The organism is Microbacterium sp. ISL-59 (assembly GCF_018613945.1).
Lineage (GTDB): Bacteria > Actinomycetota > Actinomycetes > Actinomycetales > Microbacteriaceae > Microbacterium > Microbacterium oxydans_B.
On record NZ_JAGGPG010000001.1, the window covers coordinates 354,397 to 379,813 of the forward strand.

The 25,417-nt window shown below is 68.5% G+C and carries 24 protein-coding genes and 1 tRNA gene; 10 read left to right on the forward strand and 15 right to left on the reverse strand.

Annotation, left to right across the window (positions count from 1 at the left end):
- Positions 1–42: 42 nt before the first annotated feature.
- The gene (locus J7E45_RS01750; protein ID WP_215066698.1) at positions 43–378 is read right to left on the reverse strand and encodes a hypothetical protein; all 336 of its coding nucleotides are present in this window, start codon (positions 376–378) and stop codon (positions 43–45) included.
- Positions 375–839 (reverse strand): hypothetical protein, encoded by a 465-nt coding sequence (locus J7E45_RS01755; RefSeq protein ID WP_091027433.1) that lies wholly within the window; start codon positions 837–839, stop codon positions 375–377. Before J7E45_RS01755 ends, J7E45_RS01750 begins: the two co-directional genes overlap by 4 nt.
- A gap of 85 nt (positions 840–924) precedes the next feature.
- On the opposite strand from J7E45_RS01755, the gene J7E45_RS01760 reads away from it, so the two are divergent.
- Positions 925–1,866, forward strand: a complete 942-nt coding sequence (locus J7E45_RS01760; protein ID WP_091027435.1) for a hypothetical protein — start codon at positions 925–927, stop codon at positions 1,864–1,866.
- 13 nt (positions 1,867–1,879) lie between these two features.
- Here the strand turns inward: J7E45_RS01760 and J7E45_RS01765 are convergent, their stop codons facing one another.
- A complete protein-coding gene (locus J7E45_RS01765; RefSeq protein ID WP_167635385.1) occupies positions 1,880–2,542 on the reverse strand; it encodes a GntR family transcriptional regulator in 663 nt (220 codons plus the stop codon).
- 73 nt (positions 2,543–2,615) lie between these two features.
- On the opposite strand from J7E45_RS01765, the gene J7E45_RS01770 reads away from it, so the two are divergent.
- Positions 2,616–5,450 (forward strand): FAD-binding and (Fe-S)-binding domain-containing protein, encoded by a 2,835-nt coding sequence (locus tag J7E45_RS01770; protein WP_215066700.1) that lies wholly within the window; start codon positions 2,616–2,618, stop codon positions 5,448–5,450.
- A gap of 81 nt (positions 5,451–5,531) precedes the next feature.
- On the opposite strand, the gene ilvC is transcribed toward J7E45_RS01770, so the two are convergent.
- From ilvC to J7E45_RS01805, 7 genes are all read right to left on the reverse strand, one after another.
- Entirely contained in the window at positions 5,532–6,560 is a 1,029-nt protein-coding gene (gene ilvC, locus J7E45_RS01775) for a ketol-acid reductoisomerase (RefSeq protein WP_215066703.1), read from the reverse strand.
- Positions 6,561–6,640: 80 nt separating this feature from the next.
- Entirely contained in the window at positions 6,641–7,150 is a 510-nt protein-coding gene (gene ilvN / locus J7E45_RS01780; protein WP_091027442.1) for an acetolactate synthase small subunit, read from the reverse strand.
- 3 nt (positions 7,151–7,153) lie between these two features.
- On the reverse strand, positions 7,154–8,956 hold the full coding sequence (locus J7E45_RS01785) for an acetolactate synthase large subunit (protein ID WP_215066705.1): 1,803 nt from the start codon (positions 8,954–8,956) through the stop codon (positions 7,154–7,156).
- A gap of 51 nt (positions 8,957–9,007) precedes the next feature.
- On the reverse strand, positions 9,008–10,726 hold the full coding sequence (gene ilvD / locus J7E45_RS01790) for a dihydroxy-acid dehydratase (RefSeq protein WP_215066707.1): 1,719 nt from the start codon (positions 10,724–10,726) through the stop codon (positions 9,008–9,010).
- A gap of 9 nt (positions 10,727–10,735) precedes the next feature.
- Positions 10,736–11,533 (reverse strand): trehalose-phosphatase, encoded by a 798-nt coding sequence (gene otsB / locus J7E45_RS01795; protein WP_215066709.1) that lies wholly within the window; start codon positions 11,531–11,533, stop codon positions 10,736–10,738.
- 53 nt (positions 11,534–11,586) lie between these two features.
- Positions 11,587–12,993 (reverse strand): trehalose-6-phosphate synthase, encoded by a 1,407-nt coding sequence (locus tag J7E45_RS01800; protein WP_215066710.1) that lies wholly within the window; start codon positions 12,991–12,993, stop codon positions 11,587–11,589.
- A gap of 66 nt (positions 12,994–13,059) precedes the next feature.
- On the reverse strand, positions 13,060–14,322 hold the full coding sequence (locus J7E45_RS01805) for an MFS transporter (protein ID WP_215066712.1): 1,263 nt from the start codon (positions 14,320–14,322) through the stop codon (positions 13,060–13,062).
- 237 nt (positions 14,323–14,559) lie between these two features.
- Between J7E45_RS01805 and J7E45_RS01810 the strand changes: the two genes are divergently transcribed.
- Both J7E45_RS01810 and J7E45_RS01815 read left to right on the forward strand, forming a co-directional pair.
- The gene (locus tag J7E45_RS01810) at positions 14,560–15,765 is read left to right on the forward strand and encodes a PLP-dependent aminotransferase family protein (RefSeq protein WP_251053346.1); all 1,206 of its coding nucleotides are present in this window, start codon (positions 14,560–14,562) and stop codon (positions 15,763–15,765) included.
- Between the two features lie 9 nt (positions 15,766–15,774).
- Complete coding sequence (locus J7E45_RS01815) at positions 15,775–16,074, forward strand: hypothetical protein (protein WP_029263584.1); 300 nt, start codon at positions 15,775–15,777, stop codon at positions 16,072–16,074.
- Between the two features lie 24 nt (positions 16,075–16,098).
- On the opposite strand, the gene J7E45_RS01820 is transcribed toward J7E45_RS01815, so the two are convergent.
- The 3 genes from J7E45_RS01820 to J7E45_RS01830 are packed head-to-tail and all read right to left on the reverse strand — an operon-like array spanning position 16,099 to position 18,719.
- Complete coding sequence (locus J7E45_RS01820) at positions 16,099–17,283, reverse strand: acetyl-CoA C-acetyltransferase (protein WP_215066714.1); 1,185 nt, start codon at positions 17,281–17,283, stop codon at positions 16,099–16,101.
- Complete coding sequence (locus J7E45_RS01825; protein ID WP_205828788.1) at positions 17,276–17,944, reverse strand: CoA transferase subunit B; 669 nt, start codon at positions 17,942–17,944, stop codon at positions 17,276–17,278. The genes J7E45_RS01820 and J7E45_RS01825 overlap by 8 nt, the downstream gene beginning before the upstream one ends.
- 1 nt (position 17,945) lies before the next feature.
- Positions 17,946–18,719 (reverse strand): CoA transferase subunit A, encoded by a 774-nt coding sequence (locus J7E45_RS01830; protein WP_215066716.1) that lies wholly within the window; start codon positions 18,717–18,719, stop codon positions 17,946–17,948.
- A 105-nt stretch (positions 18,720–18,824) separates the two neighbouring features.
- On the opposite strand from J7E45_RS01830, the gene J7E45_RS01835 reads away from it, so the two are divergent.
- The 4 genes from J7E45_RS01835 to J7E45_RS01850 all read left to right on the forward strand — a co-directional run bounded on the left by J7E45_RS01835 (position 18,825) and on the right by J7E45_RS01850 (position 21,870).
- Entirely contained in the window at positions 18,825–19,613 is a 789-nt protein-coding gene (locus J7E45_RS01835) for an IclR family transcriptional regulator (RefSeq protein ID WP_091033453.1), read from the forward strand.
- A 36-nt stretch (positions 19,614–19,649) separates the two neighbouring features.
- Complete coding sequence (locus tag J7E45_RS01840) at positions 19,650–20,087, forward strand: MarR family winged helix-turn-helix transcriptional regulator (RefSeq protein ID WP_167633154.1); 438 nt, start codon at positions 19,650–19,652, stop codon at positions 20,085–20,087.
- Positions 20,084–21,313 carry an MFS transporter gene (locus J7E45_RS01845; RefSeq protein WP_215066718.1) on the forward strand — a complete coding sequence of 410 codons (1,230 nt, stop codon included), beginning with the start codon at positions 20,084–20,086 and terminating at the stop codon, positions 21,311–21,313. Before J7E45_RS01840 ends, J7E45_RS01845 begins: the two co-directional genes overlap by 4 nt.
- Before the next feature lie 74 nt (positions 21,314–21,387).
- Entirely contained in the window at positions 21,388–21,870 is a 483-nt protein-coding gene (locus J7E45_RS01850) for a YbaK/EbsC family protein (RefSeq protein ID WP_167633156.1), read from the forward strand.
- A 111-nt stretch (positions 21,871–21,981) separates the two neighbouring features.
- Here the strand turns inward: J7E45_RS01850 and J7E45_RS01855 are convergent, their stop codons facing one another.
- Entirely contained in the window at positions 21,982–23,535 is a 1,554-nt protein-coding gene (locus tag J7E45_RS01855) for a DUF5979 domain-containing protein (RefSeq protein WP_215066720.1), read from the reverse strand.
- Positions 23,536–23,790: 255 nt separating this feature from the next.
- Positions 23,791–23,863 (reverse strand) — tRNA-Lys (locus J7E45_RS01860).
- A 154-nt stretch (positions 23,864–24,017) separates the two neighbouring features.
- Here J7E45_RS01860 and J7E45_RS01865 point away from each other — a divergent pair.
- The gene (locus J7E45_RS01865; RefSeq protein ID WP_308162026.1) at positions 24,018–24,815 is read left to right on the forward strand and encodes an inositol monophosphatase family protein; all 798 of its coding nucleotides are present in this window, start codon (positions 24,018–24,020) and stop codon (positions 24,813–24,815) included.
- Between the two features lie 20 nt (positions 24,816–24,835).
- Positions 24,836–25,402: a hypothetical protein gene (locus J7E45_RS01870; protein ID WP_215066724.1), complete on the forward strand. Its 567-nt coding sequence runs from the start codon at positions 24,836–24,838 to the stop codon at positions 25,400–25,402.
- Positions 25,403–25,417 lie beyond the last annotated feature (15 nt).

The following is a 25,417-nucleotide window of genomic DNA, read 5'->3' on the forward strand; positions in this document are numbered from 1 at the left end:
CCGAGCGCTCGACGCCCTCCGTGCCGTGTGACCGTGCGCGGCTCAGGCGCTCGGCATCGTGAGGCTGAGCGCGATGAGGCTCATCCAGAAGACCGCGACGATGCCGAGCCCCGCGAGGAACACCAGCGCGAGCTCTCCGACATTGCGTCGTCGGCCGATCACGTAGGCGAAGGCGAAGACGATGGCGGGAAAGGCGACGCCGAACAGGAGGGTCGCCCATCCACCCCCGGTCAATCCGGTCTGCGCCATCGTGATCAGGTGTGCGACGGCGTTCCACACCGCGTAGGCGTAGAACAGCCCCGCGAGCCCGATGACGAGTCCGACGAGCCAGCGCGGCGAACCCGCGGAGACCTGCTGAGGAGCGGAAGACGCACTCACGATCCGATCACCCCCACGGTGACGAAGGGCCAGGGGACGAGGAGGACCACGCCCGCCAGCAGCACGGCGACGCGGACCCATGCCGCCTTGCCGCGCGTCAGGACCCAGGTCGCGAGGAACCACAGCGCCGGCGCCGCGATCGCCAGCACGAACCACGGCAGGAACATCGCGTCGTCGACGAGGAACGATGCCAGCGGCTTGAGACGCAATCCGCCGACGACCCAGCCGATCGTGTAAAGCAGATACACGCCGCCCACGATTCCGAGGATCAGCAGCATCGGAGTGCTCAGCCCCGCCGGCTCGTCGAGCACCGCAGGGGTGACGGTGCCGTCGTCCTCGACCGTCCCCACCTCTTCGCTTCCTCTGCCCACGGCGTTCCAGCCGTGCGGAAGGGCGCGATCCTGCGGCGCCGCGGCATCGTCGCCCTCCCAGTTGAGGGCGTCGTCGGAATCGGAAGTCATCTCCCCAGAGTAGGACACCCCGTCCACTATGCTCGGGGTTGCCTTCAGCCGGTACGGCGGGCATCGGAGGGAAAAGGGGAGCACCGTGGCCGACAGCGACAACAAGAACGCCGACGTCGAGCCGCCTGCGGCGAGCAGCACGAACACCGAGCCGCCCGCCGGATGGGTCCCCACTCCCGAGGCGAAGGCGAAGGCCACACGTTTCCGCTGGATCGCCGCCGTGCTCTGGGCCGTCGCGATCATCGGCGAAGCCGTCGGCATCTTCTGGCTGTTGCGCCAGCGCGTCTACGTCGGCGAGGACGGACAGCTCCTCCGCAACCCCGACACCGGACTCCTCGAGGAGCACGGCGTGACGGCGACGTTCCCGCAGTGGGCTTTCATCGCCCTCCTCGTGCTGCTCGTCGTGATCGCTGCACTCTCGATCACCGGATCCGTGCTCTGGAAGAAGGCGAACCGCCTCGACCCCGCGCGCAAGTCCGACAAGGTGCGGTTCTTCGTGCAGAACCAGCTCGGCGCGATCATCGCGATCGTCGCCTTCCTCCCGCTCGTCATCCTGATCTTCCTCAACAAGGACATGGACAAGGGCCAGAAGACGACGGCCGGCATCGTCGGTGTCGCCCTCGCGGCTCTCGCCGTCGTCCTCGGCGTCGACTTCGCTCCGCCGTCGGTCGAGCAGTACACGGCCGATCAGTCCGCCGTGATCCAACTGCTCGGCAAGGACGAGGTCGTGTGGGTCGAGGGCGGCAAGGTGTACCACGTCTGCGATGAGGTCTCGGCGATCCAGACCGGAAGCGAGATCATCACCGGCACGACGGCCCAGGCCGTGGAAGCGGGCAAGAATCGGCTGACGCTGCAGTTCGCCTCCGAGCTACGTGCGTGCGACCTTCCCGTTCCCGAGAACGACGAGGAGATCACCGAGGCGCTGCGGGCGATCCAGGCCGGGCAGGTGGACACCGTCCTGCCCGCACCCGAATGGGCCGATTCCACGGAAGCACCCATCGTCGTCGACGAGGTACCGGCCGAGTGACGATCTCCGGTCGCTAGTCGGCGTCGAGCGCTTCGACGAGCCTCTCCTCGGCCGACGAGAGATGCGCATCGAGAAGGGCAGCAGCACGCTCGCCCTCCCCTGACTCGACCGCGTCGAGGATGTCGGCGTGCTCGGCCGCGATCACCGCGGCATCGAGCAGCCGGCGACCCTGCACCTGCGCCATGCACAGCCGCACCTCGTCGAGGACGCTGCGGTACATCCGACCGGTCCGCTCACTCCGGAGCGCGTCGATGAGCGCGGTATGGAAGCGCAGATCGGGGTCGACGGTGGCCGGGTCGGGGCCGGCGGGCATCGCGAGGATCTCGGCGTTGGCGTCGCGGGCGGCGTCAGGAACACTCCTGGTCACGGCGAGTTCGCGCAGCGCCGCGCTCTCCAGCCGCACGCGTGTGCGGTACACGTCGCGCACGGTGTCGGAGTCGATCCCGACCACTCGTGCGCTTCGGTGAGCGGTGCGCACCAGGAGTCCGGTGGCGACGAGCTGTTCGATGGCCGCCTTCGCACTCGGCCGGGCCACGCCGAACGTCTGCGACACCGCCGCCTCCGTGAGCGGCGCACCGGAGCCGATCTCGCCACGGAGGATGCGTCCGCGCAGCTGAGCGGTGACGGCGTCGACCACGCCGACGACACCCAGCGGCGCGTCCGAGGTCGTGGTCATGCGGATAGTCTAACGAAACGCGCCACCGTCGGTACACTTGTCTGACAATCTTTCGACGGAGCAGAGGAGCACCGTGCCGACCACACTCGCCGAACCGCTGGACCCCGAACTTCTCGGCCCCACGACCGAGGTCCACTCCCGTTCCATCGACCGGTTCGCCCGCGCTCACGACGCCTCGCACTATCTGCTCATCCCGGATGCGGTGCTCTCCCCCGCGGATGCCGAGGGCGTCGCCCGTGCGTTCGGCGCTGTGCGTGCGGCGGGACGCACGATGACCTTCCGCTCCGGCGGGACGAGCCTCTCGGGGCAGAGCGTCAGCGGCGACATCCTCGTCGACACGCGCAGTCACTTCCGCGACATCCGCGTGGAAGACGACGGCGCCTTCGTCCGCGTCGGCCCCGGAGCCACGGTTCGGCAGGTCAACACGCGTCTGACACGCCACCGCCGCAAGCTCGGCCCCGACCCGGCGAGTGAGATCGCGTGCACGATCGGCGGGGTCGTGGCGAACAACTCCAGCGGCATGGCCTGCGGCATCACCGAGAACTCCTACCAGACCATCGAATCGATGACGATCGTGCTCCCGAGCGGGACGATCCTCGACACCGGACGCCCGGACGCGAACGAGCTGCTGCGCGCCGCCGAACCGGCGATCGCCGACGGGCTCCTCGCGCTGCGCGCCCGGCTGCTCGCTGCGCCAGAGCGCGTCGCCTTCCTCCGGCAGCAGTTCTCGATGAAGAACACCATGGGCTATGGTCTCAACGCCCTGCTCGACTTCGATGATCCGGTGCGCATCCTCGAGCACCTCATCATCGGGTCCGAAGGCACCCTCGCGTTCGTCGCCGAGGCACGGTTCCGCACGATCGAGGTGCGTCCGGCGATCGCGACCGGTCTGCTGGTGTTCGAGACGCTGTCGGCCGCCATGACCGCGCTCCCCGACCTGACGCGTCTCGGCCTCGCGACGATCGAGCTGATGGATGCCGCATCGCTGCGCGTCGCACAGGGGCTGAGCGATGTCCCGGCAGCGATCGCGGAGATCGACGTCCAGGGGCATGCGGCGCTCCTCGTCGAAGTCCACGCCTCCGATACCGCGTCCCTCACCGCGGCGAGTTCCGCCGCCCAGGCGCACTTCGAGGCGCTGCCCTTGGCCGTGGCGCCCCGACTCACGACGGACGCTGCCGAGCGGGCCGCGCTGTGGCATGTGCGCAAGGGTCTCTACACGGCAGTGGCCGGTGCCCGTCCCTCCGGCACGACCGCTCTGCTCGAAGACATCGTCGTGCCCGTCCCCCGCCTGCTCGCGACCTGTGAGCGTCTGATCGAGCTGTTCGCCGAGCACGGGTATGAGGGTTCCGTCATCTTCGGGCATGCGAAGGACGGCAACGTCCACTTCCTGCTCAACGAGCGCTTCGACGACGCCGACAGCGTCGCCCGCTACCGCCGGTTCACCGACGACCTGGTCGACCTCGTGCTGTCCCAGCAGGGTTCGCTGAAGGCCGAGCACGGAACCGGTCGCATCATGGCGCCGTTCGTGCGCCGCCAGTACGGCGACGAGTTGACCGAGATGATGTGGGAGATCAAGCGCCTGCTCGATCCCGACGGCATCCTCAACCCCGGCGTCGTCCTCTCCGACGACCCCGATTCGTACCTGCACGACCTCAAACGCGTTCCCACAGTCGAGAACGAGGTCGATCGCTGCGTCGAGTGCGGGTACTGCGAGCCGACGTGTCCGAGCAAGAGCATCACGCTCACCCCGCGCCAGCGCATCGTGATCCGTCGTGACATGGCCTGGGCCGAAGAGCAGGGCGACACCGAGCTGCTGCGGGACCTGCAGAAGGACTACGACTACGACGGCGTGCAGACCTGCGCCGTCGACGGCATGTGCGGCGTGGCGTGCCCGGTCGACATCAACACCGGCGACCTGGTTCGTCGGCTGCGGGCCGAGCAGTCGAACGCGGTCGAGGGTGCCCTCTGGGGCACGGCGGCGAAGCACTGGAGCACGGTCACCCGGGCCGGCGGCGTCGCCCTCACAGTCGCCGACGCGCTCCCGGCTCCGCTGGTCCGCGGCGTGACCCAAGTGGGACGCGCCGTTCTGGGTGCCGACACGCTCCCGCTCTACGACGCGGGACTCCCCCGGGGCGGGTCGAAGCCTCCGCGCCCCGCGGCCCCGAGCGATGCGCAGGTCGTGTTCTTCGGCGCGTGCATCGGCACGATGTTCGGCGCGGAGGGCGAGGGCCAGGGATCGAGGGACGCGCTGCGTGAGCTGTTGGACCGCGCCGGGATCCCCCTGGTGATCCCGGAGGAGAACGGCGGCCTCTGCTGCGGCACGCCCTGGAAATCCAAGGGCCACCTCGACGGTTACCGGCTCATGTCCGACCGGGTACTGGATTCCCTCTGGGAGGCGAGTTGCCAGGGAGAGCTCCCCGTGGTGTGCGACGCCGCATCCTGCACCGAGGGCCTCGACGTGATGCTCGCGCAGTCCGTGGCGAAGAATCCGAAGTACGCCGGGCTCCGGATCGAGGATGCGACCACCTACGTCGCCCGTGAGGTGTTGCCGAGGCTGACCGTGCCGGCGAAGCTCCCGACGGTGGCTGTGCACCCGACGTGCTCGACGACCGCCCTCGGGGCGACGGGCGCTCTCACCGAGATCGCAGCCGCCGTCGCCGACGACGTGTTCATCCCGGAGGGCTGGGGCTGCTGCGCGTTCGCCGGTGACCGCGGGATGCTGCATCCGGAACTCACCGCCAGTGCGACCGCGCAGGAGTCCGCCGAGATCGCTGCCGCGGAGGATGAGCGCGGCAGCTTCGATGCGTTCGTCTCGGCGAACCGCACGTGCGAGATCGGGATGACCAGGGCCACCGGCCGCCCCTACCGGCACGTGATCGAGATCCTCGAGGAGCTCACCCGGCTCTGACCCGCCGGGAGAGGAACGAAAGAACGGGCGCCCCCGAGGGGACGCCCGTTCTTTGCTGACTCAGGTCAGGCTTGACTCAGATCAGCGCGCAGCGCTGCCATCGACGTAGTCCTCGTCCTGCTGCTTCCACGCGAAGAGCGAACGCAGCTCCTTGCCGGTGACCTCGATCGGGTGCTGCTCCTCCTTGGCGCGCAGCGCCAGGAACTCCTCGGCCCCGTTGTCCTGATCGTCGATGAAGCGCTTCGCGAAGGCGCCCGACTGGATGTCGGCCAGCACGCCCTGCATGCTCTCCTTGACACGCTCGTCGATGACTCGCGGGCCCGAGACGTAGTCGCCGAACTCGGCGGTGTCGGAGATCGACCAGCGCTGCTTGGCGATGCCGCCCTCCCACATCAGGTCGACGATGAGCTTGAGCTCGTGCAGCACCTCGAAGTACGCGATCTGCGGCTGGTAGCCCGCCTCGGTCAGCGTCTCGAAGCCCGCCTGCACCAGGTGGCTCACGCCACCGCAGAGCACGGCCTGCTCGCCGAACAGGTCGGTCTCGGTCTCTTCGGTGAAGGTCGTCTTGATGACGCCGGCGCGGGTGCCGCCGATGGCCTTCGCGTACGAGAGGGCGAGGTCCCAGGCGTGGCCCGAAGCATCCTGCTCGACGGCGATGATGTCCGGGATGCCGCGGCCGGCGACGAACTCGCGACGAACCGTGTGGCCCGGCGCCTTCGGGGCGACGAGGATCACGTCGACACCCTCGGGCGCGTCGATGTAGCCGAAGCGGATGTTGAAGCCGTGTGCGAAGGCGACCGTCTTGCCGGCCGTGAGGTTCGGCGCGATGGACTCGCTGTAGATGATGCGCTGGTGCTGGTCCGGCGCGAGGATCATGATGACGTCGGCCCACTCGGTGGCCTCGGCGACGGTCTTCACGGGGAAGCCGGCCTCTTCGGCCTTCGCGGCGGACTTGGAGCCCTCCTTCAGCGCGATGGCGACCTCGACGCCCGAGTCGCGCAGGTTCTGCGCGTGGGCGTGGCCCTGCGAGCCGTAGCCGACGATCGCGACCTTCTTGCCCTGGATCAGGGACAGGTCTGCGTCGGCGTCGTAGAAGATCTCGGTGCTCACTGTGTGTTTCTCCTTGTTCTTTGCGTTTCGTCGGGATTCGCCCACTCCGGGAGCGGCGAAGACTGTGTTGATCGGTGTGGTCAGCCGCGCAGGACGCGCTCGGTGATGCTCTTGCCGCCGCGCCCGATGGCGAGAAGACCCGACTGCGCGATCTCCTTGATGCCGAAGGGCTCCAGCGCGCGGAGCATGGCGTCGACCTTGCCCTTGTCGCCGGTCACCTCGATCACGAGCGCATCCGAGGCGTAGTCCACCACCGATGCGCGGAAGAGGTTCACCACCTCGATCACGTTCGAGCGCGTGGCGTTGTCGGTGCGCACCTTCACGAGCATGTGCTCGCGCTGCACCGACGTCGAGAAATCGAGCTCGACGATCTTGATCACGTTGATCAGCTTGTTGAGCTGCTTCGTGACCTGCTCGAGCGGCAGCTCGTCGACGTCGACGACGACCGTGATGCGGGAGATCCCGGGCACCTCCGTCACGCCGACGGCGAGCGAATCGATGTTGAAGCCGCGGCGGGCGAAGAGGCCCGCGACGCGGGTGAGAAGGCCGGGGGTGTTCTCCACCAGCAGGCTCAGCACGTGGGTCGACATGGCTCAGACCTCCTCATCGAATTCGGGCGCGTGTTCGCGGGCGTACTGGACGTAGCTGTTGCTGACTCCCTGCGGGACCATCGGCCACACCATGGAGTCGGCGCTGACGACGAAGTCGATCACCACGGGGCGGTCGTTCGTCTCGAGCGCGAGCTTGATGGCGGCGTCCACCTCTTCCTCTTTCTCCACGCGGATCGCGAGGCAGCCGTAGGCCTCGGCGAGCTTCACGAAGTCGGGGATGCGGACAGTGCCGTGCCCGGTGTTGAGGTCGGTGTTGGAGTGGCGGCCGTCGTAGAACAGGGTCTGCCACTGGCGCACCATGCCCAGCGAGGAGTTGTTGATGATCGCGACCTTGATCGGGATGTTGTTGATCGTGCAGGTCGCGAGCTCCTGATTGGTCATCTGGAAGCAACCGTCGCCATCGATCGCCCAGACATGACGCTCCGGCTCTGCGACCTTCGCGCCCATCGCCGCGGGCACCGAGTAGCCCATGGTGCCGGCGCCGCCGGAGTTCAACCAGGCGTTGGGGCGCTCGTACTTGATGAACTGCGCCGCCCACATCTGGTGCTGGCCGACACCCGAGGCGAAGATGCCCTCGGGACCGGTGAGCTCGCCGATGCGCTGGATCACGTACTGCGGAGCGAGGAGCCCGTCGGTCGTCGGCGCGTAGCCGAGCGGGAACTCGGTGCGGAGGCCATCGAGGTACGACCACCACTCCTCGATGTCCGGCTTCGCGCTGGCCGTCGCACCGCGGAACGCGGCATCCAGGTCGGTCAGCACGTCGCGGACATCTCCCACGATCGGCACATCCGCGGTGCGGATCTTCGAGATCTCCGCGGGATCGATGTCGACGTGCACGACCTTGGCGTTCGGGGCGAAGAGCGCCGCCTTGCCCGTCACGCGGTCGTCGAACCGTGCGCCGAGCGACACCAGCAGGTCGGCCTCCTGCAGCGCCAGCACGGCCGGGACCGTGCCGTGCATCCCCGGCATGCCGAGGTGCTGCGGGTGCGAGTCGGGGAAGGCGCCGCGGGCCATCAGCGTGGTGACGACCGGCGCCCCCGTGGACTCCGCGAGCTCGAGGAGCTCGGCCGACGCCTTGCCACGGATCACTCCGCCGCCGACGTACAGCACCGGCTTCTTGGCCTCGGCGAGCAGGGTGGCTGCGGCCTGGATCTGCTTGCCGTGCGCCTTGGTCACCGGACGGTAGCCGGGGAGATCGATCTTGGGCGGCCACACGAACGGCGCCGTCGCCTGCTGCGCATCCTTGGTGATGTCGACCAGCACGGGACCGGGGCGACCTGTGCCGGCGATCTCATACGCCGCCGCGATCGCGCCCGGGATGTCGGCCGCGTCCTTCACCAGGAACGAGTGCTTCGTGATCGGCATCGTGATGCCCACGATGTCGGCCTCCTGGAAGGCGTCGGTCCCCATCAGCGTCGAGAACACCTGACCGGTGATGGCCAGCATCGGCACCGAGTCCATGTAGGCGTCGGCGATCGCGGTGACGAGGTTCGTCGCACCCGGGCCGGAGGTCGCGATGCACACGCCCACCTTGCCGGACGCGGAGGCGTACCCCTCGGCCGCGTGACCGGCTCCCTGCTCGTGCCGCACCAGGATGTGGCGCAGGTCCTTGGCATCCATCAGCGGGTCGTACACGGGAAGGATCGCTCCGCCGGGAAGGCCGAAGACGTCGGTGACGCCGAGCAGCTCGAGCGAGCGGACGACGGCCTCGGCGCCGGTGATCTCCGGAGCAGAGGATTGACGGGCGGGCGGCCTCGGCACAGCCGGGGCGGAGTCAGCAGTCATGACTTTCCTTCTGATGATCTGTGGAGGACACCGGATGCCGGAGCGTCCGGGTCAGCCGGTGGTCGCTCCCTCGGCGGCGGACCGCACGAGGCGCGAGTACTTGGCAAGAACGCCTCGGGTGTAGCGCGGGGGAAGCGGCTCCCAGCCGGAACGGCGGGAGGCGAGCTCTGCGTCGTCGACGAGTAGATCGAGAGAGCGAGCTGCGATATCGACCCGTATCAGATCACCATCGCGCACGAAGGCGATGGGACCTGCGTCCACCGCTTCGGGTGCTATGTGGCCGATGCACAGGCCGGTTGTGCCGCCTGAGAATCGTCCGTCCGTCAAGAGTAGTACATCTTTTCCGAGTCCCGCGCCCTTGATGGCCGCGGTGATGGCGAGCATCTCACGCATACCCGGCCCGCCCTTGGGGCCTTCGTAGCGGATGACGATGACGGTGCCGGGCTCGATCTCGCCCTCGGCGACGGCGTCCATGGCGGCGCGCTCGCGCTCGAACACGCGGGCGGGGCCCTCGAACACGGCGGCGTCGAAGCCGGCCGTCTTGACGACTGCGCCCTCGGGAGCCAGCGAACCGTGCAGGATCGTGAGCCCGCCCGTCGCGTGGATCGGGTTGTCGAACGTGTGGATGACCTCGCCGTCGATCGGCTGCGGGTCGAGGTCGGCGAGGTTCTCGGCGAGCGTCTTGCCCGTGACGGTGAGTGCGTCACCGTGCAGGAGCCCCTCGTCGAGCATCGCCTTCATGATCACGGGGATGCCGCCGTGACGGTCGACGTCGTTCATGACGTACTTGCCGAACGGCTTCATGTCGGCGACGTGGGGAACCTTGTCGCCGATGCGGTTGAAGTCGTGCAGGCTCAGGTCGACGTCGGCCTCGCGGGCGATCGCCAGCAGGTGGAGCACGACGTTCGTGGAGCCGCCGAGCGCCATCGCCAGGGCGATCGCGTTCTCGAACGCCTCCTTGGTGAGGATGTCGCGCGTCGTGATGCCCTGACGGAGCAGGTTCACGACGGCCTCGCCCGAGCGGTGGGCGAAGTAGTCGCGCCGACGGTCTGCGGCGGGCGGCGCGGCGGAACCCGGGAGGCTGAGTCCGAGCGCCTCGGCGACGGACGCCATCGTGTTGGCGGTGTACATACCGCCGCAGGCACCCTCACCCGGGGCGATCGCACACTCGATGCGCTTGAGGTCCTCTTCGCTCATGAGACCGGCACGGCACGCACCGACCGCCTCGAACGAGTCGATGATCGTGACGTCCTTCTCGGTGCCGTCGGAGAGCTTGACCCACCCCGGCGCGATCGAGCCGGCGTAGAGGAACACGCTCGACAGGTCGAGGCGGGCGCTCGCCATGAGCATGCCCGGGATCGACTTGTCGCACCCGGCGAGCAGGACGGAGCCGTCGAGGCGCTCGGCCATCATCACGGTCTCGACGGAGTCGGCGATGACCTCACGGGACACCAGCGAGAAGTGCATCCCCTCGTGGCCCATGGAGATGCCGTCCGAGACGGAGATCGTGCCGAACTGCAGCGGGTAGCCGCCACCGGAGTGCACGCCCTCCTTGGCACCCTGCGCGAGCCGGTCGAGGCTCAGGTTGCAGGGCGTGATCTCGTTCCAGCTGGACGCGATGCCGATCTGCGGTTTGTCCCAGTCGGCGTCTCCCATCCCGACGGCACGGAGCATGCCTCGGGAGGTCGTGGCCTCGATGCCGTCGGTGACGACGCGGCTGCGGGGCTTGATGTCGATGGGCGCGCTATTGGAGGGATCATGCGAGGACATGACGGAAGTCTATTGCTGCGCAGAGGTGCGGGCGTCCGCCAGCGCCTCCAGAAGCGCGGCGATCTGTTGTGGAGTGTCCACACGAAGCACCGCGGCGCTCTCCCCCGGGCCGACCCGCACCCCGAGGTCACCGGGTTCCAGCACGCGCATCGCGTCCTCGTCGGTGACATCGTCGCCGGCGAACAGGATTCCGGTGGCGTCGAAGCGCTCGCGGAGCGCCGTCATCGCCGCGTCCTTGCCCTCTGCGCGCGAGGAGAACTCCAGCACGCGGTGTCCGGCTCGGCGGCGCCAGTGCGGGAAGCGCTCGGCGACGAGGGCGTCGATCTCGGCGAAAACGCGCCCTTCGGACTCGCGGTCCGCGCGGCGGGTGTGCACGCCCATGCCGAAGGTCTTGGGCTCGAACTCGGCACCTTCGTAGCGCTCGATGATCGGCTTCGCGGCTGCCCACAGCTCTTCACGCGAGCCGTCCTCGGTGATGTCGCCCGCGATCTCGGCGTCTCCCTCGCCGGGGAACCAGTACTGCGCGCCGTGCGAGCCCGCCAGGGCGATCGCGGAATCGTCGGTGTGTTCGGTGATGACGCGCAGGTCGTGCATGCTGCGCCCGGAGACGTAGGCCACGACGGTGTCGGGAAGCGATGCGAGTCGCTCCACCTGCACGGCGACCTCCGGCAGTGCGCGCGCGGCCATCGGGTCGGGCACGAGCGGGGAGGCGGTGCCGTCGAAGTCGAGGGCCACGACCAGGCGCGGAGTAGCCGCCAGGGCGCTCAGGTCGTCGTCATCGGTTCCGGGGATCCAGGGGCGCGTCACAGGTTCTCCAATCGCAGGGGGGTTCTTTCCCAGTATCGCGGCCCCGCGGGCGCTCAGCGTCCGCGGGCCTCGGACAGCGCAGCGAGGAACGAGGAGGACCAGGCGTTCACATCGTTGTCCAGCACACGGCGGCGCAGTGATCTCATGCGCCGACCCTGCTCGGCCGGGGGCATCTCCACCGCGGTCATGATCGCGTCCTTGAGCCCTTCGATGTCGTGCGGGTTGACCCGCACCGCCTGCCGCAGCTCGTCCGCCGCGCCGGTGAACTCACTGAGCACGAGGACTCCGCGATCGTCCACTCGACTGGCGACGTATTCCTTGGCGACGAGGTTCATGCCGTCCCGAAGTGCGGTCACCAGCATCACGTCGGCAGCCAGGTAGAGCGCGACCATCTCCTCGCGTGGATAGCCCTGGTGCAGATACCGGATGGCGGAGTGGCCCATCGTGTCCGTGTCGCCGTTGATTCGGCTGACGGCGAGCTCGATCTCGTCACGCAGATGGACGTACGCGTCGACGCGCTCCCGGCTCGGACTCGCGACCTGCACGAGCGTGACGTCTTCGACGTTGAGTCGCCCTTCCGCGAGCAGCTCCCCGTAGGCCTTGATGCGGTGGCGGATGCCCTTGGTGTAGTCGAGTCGATCGACGCCGAGCAGGATGCGCTTCGGGTTGCCGAGGCTTGCCCGGATCTCGGCGGCACGCGCGCGAATGTCTTCGCGGGCCGCGAGCTCGAGGTAGGGCGTCGTGTCGATGGAGATCGGGAATGCCCGGGCCAGTGCCGTGCGGGTCCCCTCCCCGTCGGGGACCGAGACGTTCGGTCCCTTGACGTCGTAGCGGAGCCGGCGGCGCACCGCCGTGAGGAAGTACGTGGCGTCCTGAGCACGCTGGAAGCCGATGACGTCGGCACCGAGCAGCCCGCGCAGCACCTGATCGCGCCACGGCAGCTGGGCGTAGAGGCCATGAGCCGGGAACGGGATGTGGTGGAAATAGCCGATCGTCACGTCCGGACGCAGTTCGCGCACCATCTGCGGGACGAGCTGCAGCTGGTAGTCGTGCACCCAGACAGTGCCCTCCTCCGCCACGGCAGCGGCGGCTGCTTCCGCGAACCGACGGTTGACCCGGACGTATGCGTCCCACCATTCGCGGTGGTACTGCGGCGGCGCGATCACGTCGTGGTACAGCGGCCAGATCGTGTCGTTGGCGAAGCCCTCGTAGTACTCCGCGATCTCCTCCGCGCTCAGCGCGACCGGCACCAGTTCGATACCACCGGCTTCGAACGGCGTCAGCTCGACGTCCGCCTGCCCTGCCCAGCCCACCCAGGCGCCGTGCACGTTGCGCATCATCGGCTCGAGCGCGGCGACGAGCCCACCGGGAGACGTGCGCCAGACTTCCTCGCCGCCAGGTCCCTCCACCCGGTCGACCGGCAGGCGGTTGGCGACGACGACGAAATCTGCGGCGGTCAAGTGGGACTCCTCACATCAACGATGGAATCCAACCTACCCAGGATCACGGAATACCGTCGCCCGAGGTCAGGCGGTCACCGTCGAACGACCTCGCCTCTCGCCGCTGAGAACCCAGTTCGCCACTCCCGCTCCGAAGGCGATGAACGCGGCGATCATCGGCAGCAGGAGTGCGGCGGATGTTCCGACGTTCTCGGCGATCTCGCCGGCCACTGCCGCACCGATCGACTGCCCGACCACGACGCCGGAGCCCAGCATCGTCATCACCGTCGCCGAACGTCCACGCGGGCTGCGGGCGGCACCGAAGCTGTATTGCGTGACCAGGGTGGGTCCGATCCCGATTCCCATGATCGCCAGCGCCAGCATCATCGTGCCGGGCGAGTCGACGAGGCCGAGCAGGAGTGTTCCAGCCAGCAGGATGCCGGAGAAGACGAGCCACCGTGCGCGCATCGAGAACGACGGAGGAAGCCAGGCGACGCCCAGCGCGAGCACCGCCGACCCGACGCCCATCACGCCGTAGAGCAGTCCGGCCTGCTCGGGCGCACCGCGGTCCGCCATGAACGACGTCAGCGACGTCAGCATCGTCCCGAAGAAGATCCCGACGCCCAGGATGCCGAGGACGACGATGAGCAGCTGCGGCCGGAACAGCTCCGAGACCGCTGACGGGGCCCTGCCGTCGGCGTCGCGGTCCTGCGACACGTGACGTCCGCTGGGGTGCAGCGCGAACGCGCCGACGAAGACGACGGTGAGCACGGCGGCGCCCACCAACGGGGCCCAGGGCGCGAATGCGGACGCCAGGATGCCGACCAGGAAGGGGCCGAAGACGAAGACGGTCTCATCCGCCGCGGACTCGTAGGCCATCGTCCCGGAGACGGTCTTCGCGCGACGCGCCTCCGGCATCCGATCGGCGATGATCGTGACCAGACGTGAGCGCGAGAGCGGCGCGACCTGCGGTGCTGTGGCGCCGATCCCGACCGCCGCCAACAGCACGAAGCCGTCTGCGGCTTCCCCGTAGACCACGAAGGTGAAGAGCAGGAGCATCGCGCCGTTGGCCAGTGCGAGCACGACCAGGACCACCCGCTGGCCGAACCGGTCGGCGGCGGCGCCGAGAAGGGGGCCGAAGCACGCCGTTCCCAGACCGACAGCGGCCGATGTGAGCCCACCCAGCGAGAGCGAGCCGCGGGCCGAGACGACGACGGTCAGGACGCCGACGACCATCATGGCGAACGGAAGTCGCGCGATGAAGGCGATGAGGAAGTAGGGGAATCCGGCGAGACGGAGAAGGCTCGGGCTCGGCTCGGTGATCTGCGGGGGTGCTGATGCGCGTGTCATGGCTCTCGCGCGTCAAAGACGCGATGTCGGGTGCCGCCGCTGTCCGCCGGGGATGCCGACGGCCGGTAGATACACGGTTTGTGCGGCCGCGGGCGAGCCGCGACGACCCCAGGATAGCGGATGCGCCCGGGAAGCAGCCGGGAGGAGACCACGACGAGCAAGTTCGAGACGGGTCTATCCTGGGCGACACCGCCGCACCGCTGTCCCCGCACTCACTCCTCCGAGGAAGAACCTCCGTTGACCACTGCCCCGCATGCCGCTGCCGCCGCACTCACCCTCCCTCCGCGTTCGCAGCGCGCAGGAAACGCCAAGACCTCGCCGGTGCGCGACCTTCTCGCGCTGACCGAGCGCCCGGAGGTCATCTCGTTCGCCGGCGGTCTCCCCGCGCCCGAGCTGTTCGACGTCGTCGGCATCCGGGCGGCGTTCGACGCGGTCCTCGACTCCCCCGCTGTGCTCCAGTACTCCACATCCGAGGGAGACACCCGGCTCCGGGAGGAAGTCGCCCGGCGCTACTCGGCGGACGGATTGCCCACCGCGGCATCCGACCTCATCATCACGACGGGTTCGCAGCAGGGGCTCGGCCTGATCTCGACGACGCTTCTCGATCCCGGCGACACGATCCTGGTCGAGGAACCGTGCTACCTCGCGGCCCTGCAGACCTTCGCGCTGGCCGGGGCGCGGGTCATCGGCGTCCCCTATGACGGCGACGAGCTGGATCTCGAAGCACTGGACCGGCTGGCCGCCGAGCACAGCCCGAAGTTCCTCTATACGGTCCCCACCTTCCAGAATCCCACCGGACGCACGCACGGACTCGATGCCCGTCGGCACATCGCCGCCATCGCGCAGCGGCGGGGGTTCCGCATCGTCGAGGACGAGCCCTACCGCCAACTGCGGTATTCGGGTGAGGCCCTCCCCTCACTGGCCGAGCTCGCACCGGAGCACGTGATCGGCCTCGGCAGCTTCTCGAAAGTGATCGCCCCGGGACTGCGCATCGGATGGATCCGCACGACCCCTGATATCCGCCCCGCTGTGACGATCGCGAAGCAGGCCGCCGACCTCCACACCTCCACCATCGACCAGGCCGCAGCTGCCCACTACCTCCTCTCGGGTCGTGGGGAGCCCGCGCTCACCCGCATCCGTGAGGCCTACTCCGCCCGGCGCGACGCGATGCTCGACGCCCTGCCCACCGTTCTGCCGACCGGCAGCACCTGGAACCGTCCCGACGGCGGCATGTTCGTCTGGGCACGGCTGCCTGAGGGTATGGATGCCGCCGAATCGCTCGGACGCGCCCTGGCCAACGATGTCGCGTACGTGCCCGGCGCCTCGTTCTACGCCGGAACGCCCGATCTACGGGCGCTCCGTCTGTCTTTCACGACATACTCCCCTGACAGGATCAGGGAGGGCTTGTCAAGGCTCGGTACGACCTGGGGTGCGGGAAGGTAGCGTGGGGGCATGCGCTACCTCTTCAGCACCGGACTCGTCGCTGCGATCTCTGCAGGGGTCTCGCTGCTACGCGGCACCCGCGAGCAGCCGATCACCTGGCGCTCCCTGCTGTCCTGGCTGAGCTGGGGCATCACGATGGCGCTCGCCGTCGGCGCGGTGATCGACATGAACCGCGAGCGACGCGGGGTGCTCGTCGACGCCGACTCGCCGCAGTCGGTCAAGAAGGCGAAGAAGGCTCAGCGACTCCAGTTCCGCTCGCAGAAGGCCCTCGCCGACACTCAGGATCACGCCAAGGACGCACGGCACTGACACCGTGCGCCCCGAGCGCATCGTTCACCGTGTGAGGATCAGCGCCTCGCCCTGACCGCCACCGCCGCACAGCCCGACGGCGGCCGTTCCCCCTCCGCGACGCGCGAGCTCGTGAACGGCGTGCACCACGAGTCGGTTACCGGATGCGCCGATCGGGTGCCCGATCGCGATCCCTCCGCCGTGGATGTTCACGATGGCCTCGTCCAACCCGAGCTCGACCTGCGAGCGGGCCACGACCGCACCGAACGCCTCGTTGATCTCCACGAGATCGAGGTCCGAGGGGGCGATGCCCTGCTTCTCGCACGCGCGCTCGATCGCGCGCGCCGGCTGGGCCTGCAACGAGTTGTCGGGACCGGCTGTCTGGCCGCTGGCGCCGACGGTGGCAAGTACCGACCAGCCCTTGGTTTCGGCCGCGCGCCGCGTCGTGATGACCACGGCCGATGCGCCGTCGGAGATCTGTGACGAGTTCCCCGCCGTGATCGATCCGCCCTCCGCGAAGGCCGCCCGCAGACCGCCGAGAGTTTCGACGGTGGTATCGGGGCGCACACCTTCATCCTTCGTCACGCGAACCGGCTCGCCCCGGCGCTGGGGCACGGCGACGGCGACGATCTCGGCCTCGAACACTCCCGCTTCCTGCGCCGCGGCCGCTCGTTGATGCGACAGTGCGGCCACGCGATCCTGCGCCTCCCGAGTGAGCTCGTATCGCTCGTTGTGGCGCTCCGTCGACGCGCCCATGCTCTCCCGGTCGTAGGCGTCGGTCAGACCGTCGTAGGCCATGTGATCGAGCACCTCGACGCTGCCGTATGTCCAACCGTCGCGGGACCCCATCAGCATGTGCGGTGCCCGCGTCATCGACTCCATCCCGGCGGCGACGACGACGGACGCGTCGCCGGTACGGATCATCCGGGCGGCGTCGATGATCGCGGTCAAGCCCGACAGACACACCTTGTTCACGGAGTGGGCGGGAACGTCCCAGCCGATCCCGGCGCCGATCGCTGCCTGCCGAGCAGCATTCTGGCCGGAGCCTGCCGCCAGCACCTGTCCGACGATCACCGCGTCGACATCTCCGGGGTCGACGGAGCCCTGCTCCAGCGCGCCCCGGATCGCGAAGGATCCGAGTTGAGGAGCGGTGAAGGCCGCCAGCTGGCCTTTCAGTCGCCCCTGCGGGGTCCGGGCGGCGGCGACGATGACGATGTCGTTGTCAGTCATGGTGCGAGGTCCTTTCGTGGAGGAGATCCGGATGGATGGTGAGCGTCGGCTGGGTGGCGGCGATGACCTCGTCCACGCTCACTCCGGGGGCTGTCTCGACGAGCGTCAGCCCCTCGGGGGTGACGTCGATGACGGCCAGGTCCGTGATGATCCGGTCTACCACGCCGCGACCGGTCAGCGGCAGCGAGCACTCGTCCACGATCTTGGGCGATCCGTCCCTGGCCACGTGCTCCATCAGAACGATCACCCGAGCGGCACCGTGCACGAGATCCATGGCACCGCCGGGACCCTTCACCATCTTGCCCGGGATCATCCAGTTCGCGAGATCACCGCTCGTCGAGACCTGCATCGCGCCGAGGATCGCGGCGTCGATCTTGCCGCCGCGGATCATCCCGAAGCTGGTGGCCGAGTCGAAGAACGCCGCACCGGGCAGGGTCGTGACCGTCTCTTTGCCCGCGTTGATGAGGTCGGGGTCCACGGCGTCCTCGTGCGGATAGGGCCCGACGCCGAGAATCCCGTTCTCAGATTGGAGCACCACCGTGATGTCGCTCGACACGTGGTTCGGAACGAGCGTCGGCAAGCCGATTCCGAGGTTGACGTAGGAACCGTCCTCCAGCTCGGCTGCCGCGCGGGCCGCCATCTGGTCTCGTGTGAGTGCCATTTCAGGCTCCTTCCACGGCGACGGTGCGTCGCTCGATGCGCTTGGGGATGTCCCTGCCCACCTCGACGATGCGATGCACGAAGACACCGGGAAGATGGATGCCGTCCGGATCGAGGTCGCCCGGCTCCACGAGCTGTTCGACCTGAGCGATACAGATGCGTCCGGCCATCGCGGCCAGCGGGTTGAAGTTGCGCGCCGCCTTGTTGAAGACGAGGTTCCCGTGGCGATCGCCGCGGGAAGCGTGCACGAGCGAGAAGTCCGTGGTGATCGCCTCCTCCAGCACGAAGTCCGCCGGCGAGCCATCGACCTCGAACGTTCGGACGTCCTTCACCGGGGAGGCGACGGCGATCGTGCCGTCCGCGTTGTACCGGCGGGGCAGCCCGCCTTCTGCGACCTGGGTGCCGACACCCGTCTGCGTGTAGAAGGCCGCGATCCCCGATCCCCCGGCCCGGAGCTTTTCGGCCAGCGTGCCCTGCGGCGTGAGTTCGAGCTCGAGTTCGCCGCTCAGGAACTGACGCTCGAACTCCTTGTTCTCCCCCACGTACGACGACGTCATCTTGCGGATGCGCTGCGCGCCGAGCAGGACCCCGAGTCCCCAGTCGTCGACCCCGCAGTTGTTGCTCACGACGCTGAGGTCTTTCGTGCCCTGCTCCAGCAGGGCTTCGATGAGCGCGATCGGGTTGCCGGACAACCCGAACCCACCGACCGCCAGCGAGGCTCCGTCCGGGATGTCGGACACGGCGTGCGCTGCCGAGTCCCATTGCTTGTCGATCACGTCTGCTCCTTCGAAATCGTGCCTCACTCCAGCATCCGCTCTTCGGTCCGTGGCGCAACCGTCGGGTCTTGCCATGTGGGCAGATACGGAGATAGCGTCCACGATATGGAATCGACCGCGCGCTCCGTCCCCGGTGCACAGGCCATCGCTCGGGCCGCGCGCCTGCTCCGGCTCGTGACGGCCGCCGGTGCGGACGGCGCCTCCCTCCAAGATCTCGCACGTGCTGCCGAGCTGTCACGCTCGACCGCCCATCGCTTGCTCAGTGCACTCAAACTCGAGGGGCTCGTCGACCGCGACGAGGACAGCACCCGCTGGATGCCCGGCCCCGAGCTGTTTCTCATGGGATCGGTCGCTGCTGCGCGCTACGATGTGACCGCCCTCGCGCGGGACATCGTCCGGTCGCTCGCGGTCAAGACCGAGGAGAGCGCGTTCTTCTCCGTGCGGCGAGCGGATGAGACGGTGTGCCTGCTTCGGGAAGAAGGCTCCTTCCCCATCCGCTCCTTCGTCCTGAGCGAGGGTGTGCGGTTTCCTCTCGGCGTCGCGAGCGCTGGTCTGGCGATCCTGGCATTCCTTCCTGACCATGATGTGGACACGTATCTGGAGCGGCACCCCGACCTCGAGAGCGCGTGGGGGCCCACACACCGCCCCCGCGCGCTGCGCACCCGATTGGCCGAGACCAAGGAACGCGGATACGCCGTCAACCCCGGCTTGATCGTCGAGGGCAGCTGGGGCATCGGCGCCGCGGTCTTCGATCGATCCGGACGCCCGGAGTGGGCGCTCAGTCTGACCGGAGTCGAGTTCCGCTTCGGTCCGGATCGGATGGCGGAGCTGGGTCGAACCCTGTTGGCGCACGCCCATCAGCTCTCGGCGCGGATAGCGAACGCCCGACGTTAGAAGTAAGTACATACCATCCGGTATATACTCGATGGTATGAATCGTTCGGATGTCGTCGCATCACTGGTGCTCTCCGGCTACGCTCTGGGCCGCATCGCGGCGCAGGATGCCGGCAACGACGCGCCCGCCGCGCAGTGGCGGGTGCTGAGCCTCCTCGAGCAGGAGGGTGCCAGGCGCGTGGGCGAGCTGGCCGCCGCAGCGCGCACCACTCAGCCCGGCATGACCCGCCTCCTCGGCATGCTGGAGCGTGAGGGGCTCGTGCTCCGCTCCCCCGACCCGGACGATTCGCGAGCGACCGTCGTCGACATCACCTCTCAGGGCGCTGCCGCCGTCGCTGCCTGGCGCGCAGAGTTCCGCGAGATCCTCGCGCCGCGGTTCGCCGCGCTGAACGACGACGACTGGTCCGCTCTCACCCGCGCGGCGGAGATCCTCGCTGCGCACACCGCCACGGAACGAACAGGAGAATCTCGGTGAACAACACCGCCACCCCCTCGGTGTGGAAGCAGCCGGCGCAGGTCTGGGCCGTCGCCTTCGCATGCGTCGTCGCCTTCATGGGCATCGGACTCGTCGATCCGATCCTCCCCGCGATCGCGGAGTCGCTCCAGGCGTCGCCGGTGGAGACCGAACTCCTCTTCACCAGCTACCTGTTGGTGACCGGCCTCGCCATGCTGGTGACCAGCTGGATCTCCAGCCGCATCGGCGCCAAGGCCACCCTGCTCATCGGGCTCGCGCTCATCGTCGTCTTCGCCCTCCTGTGTGCTCTGAGCGGCAGCGTCGATGCCGTCATCGGCTTCCGTGCCGGCTGGGGACTCGGCAATGCACTGTTCATCTCGACCGCCCTCGCGACGATCGTCGGGTCGGCATCCGGCGGGAGCAGCGCCGCGATCATCCTGTATGAAGCGGCACTCGGCCTCGGCATCGCTGTCGGCCCCCTGCTCGGCGGCCTCCTCGGCGAGCAGAGCTGGCGCGGCCCGTTCTTCGGCGTCGTCGTGCTGATGGCGATCGCCTTCGTCGCCGTGCTCGTGCTCTTGCGCGGACCGGGCGAGAAGCGGGTACCGGTGCCCTTCTCCGCCCCGTTCTCGGCGCTCCGACGCCCCGCCCTCGCGATCCTCGCGGTCGCCGCACTGTTCTACAACATCGGCTTCTTCGTGCTGCTGGCGTTCTCGCCGTTCCCCCTGGGCTTCGGCGCAATGGGAATCGGGTTCACATTCTTCGGCTGGGGGGTCGCTCTCGCGGTCACGAGCGTCTGGGTGGCGCCGGTGCTGATGCGCCGCATGCCGCGCACGCGGATCATCCTCGTGGTGCTCCCTCTGCTCGCACTCGACCTCGTCGCCGCCGGGCTCGTGGTCGGGAACGCGGCCGCCCTCGTCACCTGCATCGTCATCGGCGGTCTGCTGCTCGGCGTGATGAACACCGTGCTGACCGAAGCGGTCATGGAGGCCACGGACCTCCCCCGCTCCGTCGCTTCCTCCGCCTACTCCGCGGTGCGTTTCCTCGGTGGCGCGATGGCTCCTCCGATCGCGGCGCTCCTGTGGCACGCGTTCAACGCGACAGTGCCGTACCTGTTCGCGGCGGCGTCTGTCCTCATCGCAGCGCTGACGGTGTTCCTCGGCCGGCGCGTGCTCGCGCACATCGACGACGAGCCTGAAGACGCCGCCGCTGAGGATGCCGCGGCGATCCTCGTGGGCGACGCCGCCTGAGGCGTCATGTCGGTGCCGGATCGGCCGCTGACGCCCGATCCGGCACCGACATCCCCCTCCGATATCGTGGGGCGATGAGCGAAGAAACGCCCCTTCCCGAGCGCAGCAGACTCGTGCAGCAGCACCTTGTGGATGCAGGGGTCGACACCACCATCCGCGTCCTGCCGGACTCGGCGCGCACCGCCGCGGCCGCGGCCGCGGCGATCGGATGCGACGTCGCCGCTATCGCCAACAGCCTCGTGTTCATCGCCGACGGAGAGCCGGTTCTCGTCATGACCAGCGGCGGCCACCGGGCGGAACTCGCCGTGCTCACCGCCAGCATCGGCGCGCGCGAAGTATCGATGGCACCGGCGTCCGTCGTCCGCGCGGCCACCGGCCAGGCCATCGGCGGCGTCGCACCGGTCGGACATCCGACCCCGCTGCGCACCTTCCTCGACGACGCGCTCCAGCGCCACGACGAGCTGTGGGCGGCAGCCGGCCACCCGCACACCGTCATGCCGCTCACGTTCGACCAGCTGCGACTCATCACCGGAGGCACGGTCATCGCCGTGGCTTGAGGCTGACCCACGACCTACGGAGGCGGTCTGCAGCCGCGTGACTCCCCACCACCGCCGCGGGGCCGACGCCGCGGAGCTTCTGCTCCGACGACATCGACCCCAGTGCCCGGATCAGCCCTGGGTCTCGCGTCGTCGAGCGCGTACGGCGGCCAGAGTGGTGAGCGCGACGCCGAGCAGAAGCGCGCCACCGGCGCCCCAGAGCATGACCGCCGGCACATCGCCACCGGTCGTGGCGAGGGAACCGGCGGTCAACGGCAGCTCCGTCGGAGGCGTCACATCCGTCGGCGGCGTCGCGGGAGTCTCCGGCGTGGGAGGCGTGGCCGGCGGCACCACCGGCGGCTTCGCCGTCGCGGTGTTGGTGAGCGTGATCGCGAGCGTCGAACCCCCGTAGACGGTGATCTGTGCCCCGCCGTCTGCGGTCGCGCGCACTCCGGTGCCCGAGAACATCGGCGCACCCCATTCGATGCCGTCGATGGCCGGCGGGGTCAGCTCCTCGAGCGTGACAACGGTGCCGGCGGGGAGGCGAACGGGAGCGGTCGTCGCTCCTGCGATCACGGCGATGGTCTTCTCGACCGCCGGGTCGCCGTAGCTGTAGCGGACCGTGTACTCGGCGTCGGCCGGCACATCCGTCGCTCCGGAGCCGCCCACAGCCTTGGTCAGGGTGAACGCACCGGTGGCGGTTCCGTCTCCGGTGCCGCCACCCGTGACCTGCCATACCTCTCGGTCCTGCAGCACCACTCCGTTGACGTTGGCGACATTGCTGAATGAGGTCCCGTCCGCCTGAGTGCTCGGTACCGTGAAGTACTTGACGAAGTACATCCGCGCGGGATCGATCGCACCAGGGATCTCGAGATGGAACGCCGTGCCGTCCTCGTTCCACGCACCCGCCCAGTTCGTGATCGTCCGGTAGTCCTGCTGGTCGGCGTCGGTGCTCCAGACCACGAGTTGACCGTCTTCGTTGTGGTGCTCGGCGACCTCGCTGTTCGGTGCGGTCAGCACGTCGTCGACGATGATCGACTCGACCCCGGGAAAGCTGGACCCCGGAAGCTCGATCTGCCACGCGATGTTGCCGTCGTCCGTCTGCCACGACACCTTCTGAGGTTCCGTGGGCAGCGGCGCCACAGGCGTGATCCCACCCCCGGGGGTCTCGACCCGGGTGGTCTTGCCGTCGATGACGAACTCCAGAGTCGTTTCCGTGCTCTGCTCGTCCGCGCTGGCGAGGAACCACAGCGAGCCGTTCACGCCGGTGCGGCCGTTCACGTAGTCGGTGAGGGTGCAGGTCACGACCGGTGCCGCGTCGCTGCTGACGGCGCACTCGGCGACGATCTCCGTCGGGTCCTCGGTCGAGGGGACCGAGAATGTCAAGCCGGAGCGAGCGAATTGGCTCGGAAGCGTCAACCCGAACGTCTCGCCGCCGAGAGCGCCATCCGGCACCGACCAGTCCGCGCCCACGCGCACCTGATCGAACTGCGCCAGAGTCTCATCGCCATCCACGGTGGTCACCGTGATCGAGGCGGGATCGATGGCCGCCGGATGGTCGTACTCGGCAGCGGTGGCCGCGGTGGCGCCCATGCCCGTCACCACAGCGGTGAGTGCCGCCGCAGCGGCGGCGACGAGCGTGATGGATGTGCGGCGCGATCGCGCGCGCCGATTACTTCTGTACACGGTGTTCCCCAGTTCCTTGTCGAAGCCCCACCGCCTCGGCCGTGCTGCTTCGCAGCGACGCATCCGACGGCGATGACGCGGTTGTCCCCGTGTGAGAGACGGCGTCGACAAGAGCCCATTACGCGGTATAGCGGCATTCTCTGAAAGTCCTCAGAAACCCGGACTTCGCGGGGCTATCCGGATCGACAAGCGGACCGCGTGCACAAGAAAGCAGAAAAGCCCCAGAAACTGGCGAGAGTTTCTGAGGCTGATCCGTGCACCCCCTCGGACTTGAACCGAGAACCCACTGATTAAGAGTCAGTTGCTCTGCCGATTGAGCTAGAGGTGCGTGGCCCGGGATAACCCCGACCGAGGAATTACATTACCAGCCGACCGGCCCCATGCGAAATCGAGGCGGGCCCGGGCGTGCCGGTCTCCGTCGCGCGCGGAAACATGGCCCTTCGGCCCTCAGCGCCCGCTATTCGGCCGACTATCCTGAGAGCGTGACCGCCTCCCCTCACACTGACGACCTGCGCAGCGATATCGCCCTCGCGCTCCGCCTCGCCGACGCCGCCGACGCCCAGTCGCTCCCGCGTTTCGATGCGGCCGACCTCGAGATCTCGACCAAGGCCGACAACTCGCATGTCACCGACGCCGACCTCGCGACGGAGCGTGCGATCCGCACCATCCTCGAGACCGAACGACCCGACGATGGCATCTTCGGTGAGGAGTTCGGCGCGCAGGGCGGCACGCATCGCCAGTGGATCATCGACCCGATCGATGGCACGGCCAACTTCCTCCGCGGCGTTCCCCTGTGGGGCACGATGATCGCCCTGGCGATCGATGGCGTTCCCCAGGTCGGTGTCGTCAGCATGCCGGCACTCGGCAGACGCTGGTGGGGAGCCACCGGCGAAGGCTCCTGGACGGCCACCGAGGGCGATCCCCGCCGACTCCAGGTGTCCGCCGTGTCATCGCTCGACGATGCCAGCGTGAGCTTCCAGAGCATCGCGCAGTGGTCCGACGCGGGACGGCTCGACAGTCTGCTCAGGGTCGCGGCACGCGTCTGGCGGGATCGCGCCTACGGAGATGTGTACTCCTACATGCTTCTCGCCGAGGGACGGATCGACATGGTCGCCGAATTCGACGTCAAGGAATACGACATCGCCGCGGCCGTGCCGATCATCCGGGAGGCCGGAGGGCGGATGACCGCCGCCGACGGAGCCGAGACGATATCGGCGCGCTCGACACTCGCCACCAACGGCACGCTCCACGATGAGTTCCTGAAGCTCATGCACGACTGATCCGAACCACGAGGCACAGGATGACCCTCCGCATCATCTCCGCCGCAGCAGGCGCCCTGGTGCTTCTCGTCGCCCTGACGGCGTGCGGAGCACCTGCGGAGCCGCAGGGCTCACCCACATCGGATGCCGTCGCTCCAAGCCCGGCACCGAGCCCCGCGCCGGTGAACTCGAGCGTCCCGGAGGCCCCCGCCGAGCTCACCTGCGAATCCATGATCTCGGCGGGAACGGTTTCTGTGTTCACGGATATGGGATGGACCGCCCAGTCGAAGGAGTTCGTCGTCGGCGGGGTGGAGCTCACCGACGGGCTGCTGTGCTTCTGGGCCGATTACAGCGTTGCGTCCGACCACGGCCAGCTCTACGGGTGGGCGGCTCTGAGCACGGAGGAAGCCACTCAGGCTCAGGAGGGTCTGCTTGCCGAGGGGTGGAAGCGGGAAGCAGGCGCGGACGGCGTGTACGTCACAGAGGATCCGCGGTACGCGATGGGTCTCGATGAGGACGGCTACGGGATGACCTATCTGTTCGGCGACGGCTGGGTGCGTTTCGCCGACACGCGTCAAGGACTGATCCTCGTCGAATGGACCGGCTGAGCGCCGCTCGAGGCC

What these genes read in the sequence shown, in the direction of transcription:
- J7E45_RS01820 (WP_215066714.1), bottom strand. Translation starts at nt 17,283, where the DNA reads ATGACTGACAACGACATCGTCATCGTCGCCGCCGCCCGGACCCCGCAG.
- J7E45_RS01765 (WP_167635385.1), bottom strand. Translation starts at nt 2,542, where the DNA reads ATGACCACGACCTCGGACGCGCCGCTGGGTGTCGTCGGCGTGGTCGAC.
- ilvN (WP_091027442.1), bottom strand. Translation starts at nt 7,150, where the DNA reads ATGTCGACCCACGTGCTGAGCCTGCTGGTGGAGAACACCCCCGGCCTT.
- J7E45_RS01805 (WP_215066712.1), bottom strand. Translation starts at nt 14,322, where the DNA reads ATGACACGCGCATCAGCACCCCCGCAGATCACCGAGCCGAGCCCGAGC.
- J7E45_RS01785 (WP_215066705.1), bottom strand. Translation starts at nt 8,956, where the DNA reads ATGACTGCTGACTCCGCCCCGGCTGTGCCGAGGCCGCCCGCCCGTCAA.
- J7E45_RS01835 (WP_091033453.1), top strand. Translation starts at nt 18,825, where the DNA reads ATGGAATCGACCGCGCGCTCCGTCCCCGGTGCACAGGCCATCGCTCGG.
- ilvD (WP_215066707.1), bottom strand. Translation starts at nt 10,726, where the DNA reads ATGTCCTCGCATGATCCCTCCAATAGCGCGCCCATCGACATCAAGCCC.
- J7E45_RS01850 (WP_167633156.1), top strand. Translation starts at nt 21,388, where the DNA reads ATGAGCGAAGAAACGCCCCTTCCCGAGCGCAGCAGACTCGTGCAGCAG.
- J7E45_RS01870 (WP_215066724.1), top strand. Translation starts at nt 24,836, where the DNA reads ATGACCCTCCGCATCATCTCCGCCGCAGCAGGCGCCCTGGTGCTTCTC.
- J7E45_RS01825 (WP_205828788.1), bottom strand. Translation starts at nt 17,944, where the DNA reads ATGGCACTCACACGAGACCAGATGGCGGCCCGCGCGGCAGCCGAGCTG.
- J7E45_RS01840 (WP_167633154.1), top strand. Translation starts at nt 19,650, where the DNA reads ATGAATCGTTCGGATGTCGTCGCATCACTGGTGCTCTCCGGCTACGCT.
- J7E45_RS01815 (WP_029263584.1), top strand. Translation starts at nt 15,775, where the DNA reads ATGCGCTACCTCTTCAGCACCGGACTCGTCGCTGCGATCTCTGCAGGG.
- J7E45_RS01755 (WP_091027433.1), bottom strand. Translation starts at nt 839, where the DNA reads ATGACTTCCGATTCCGACGACGCCCTCAACTGGGAGGGCGACGATGCC.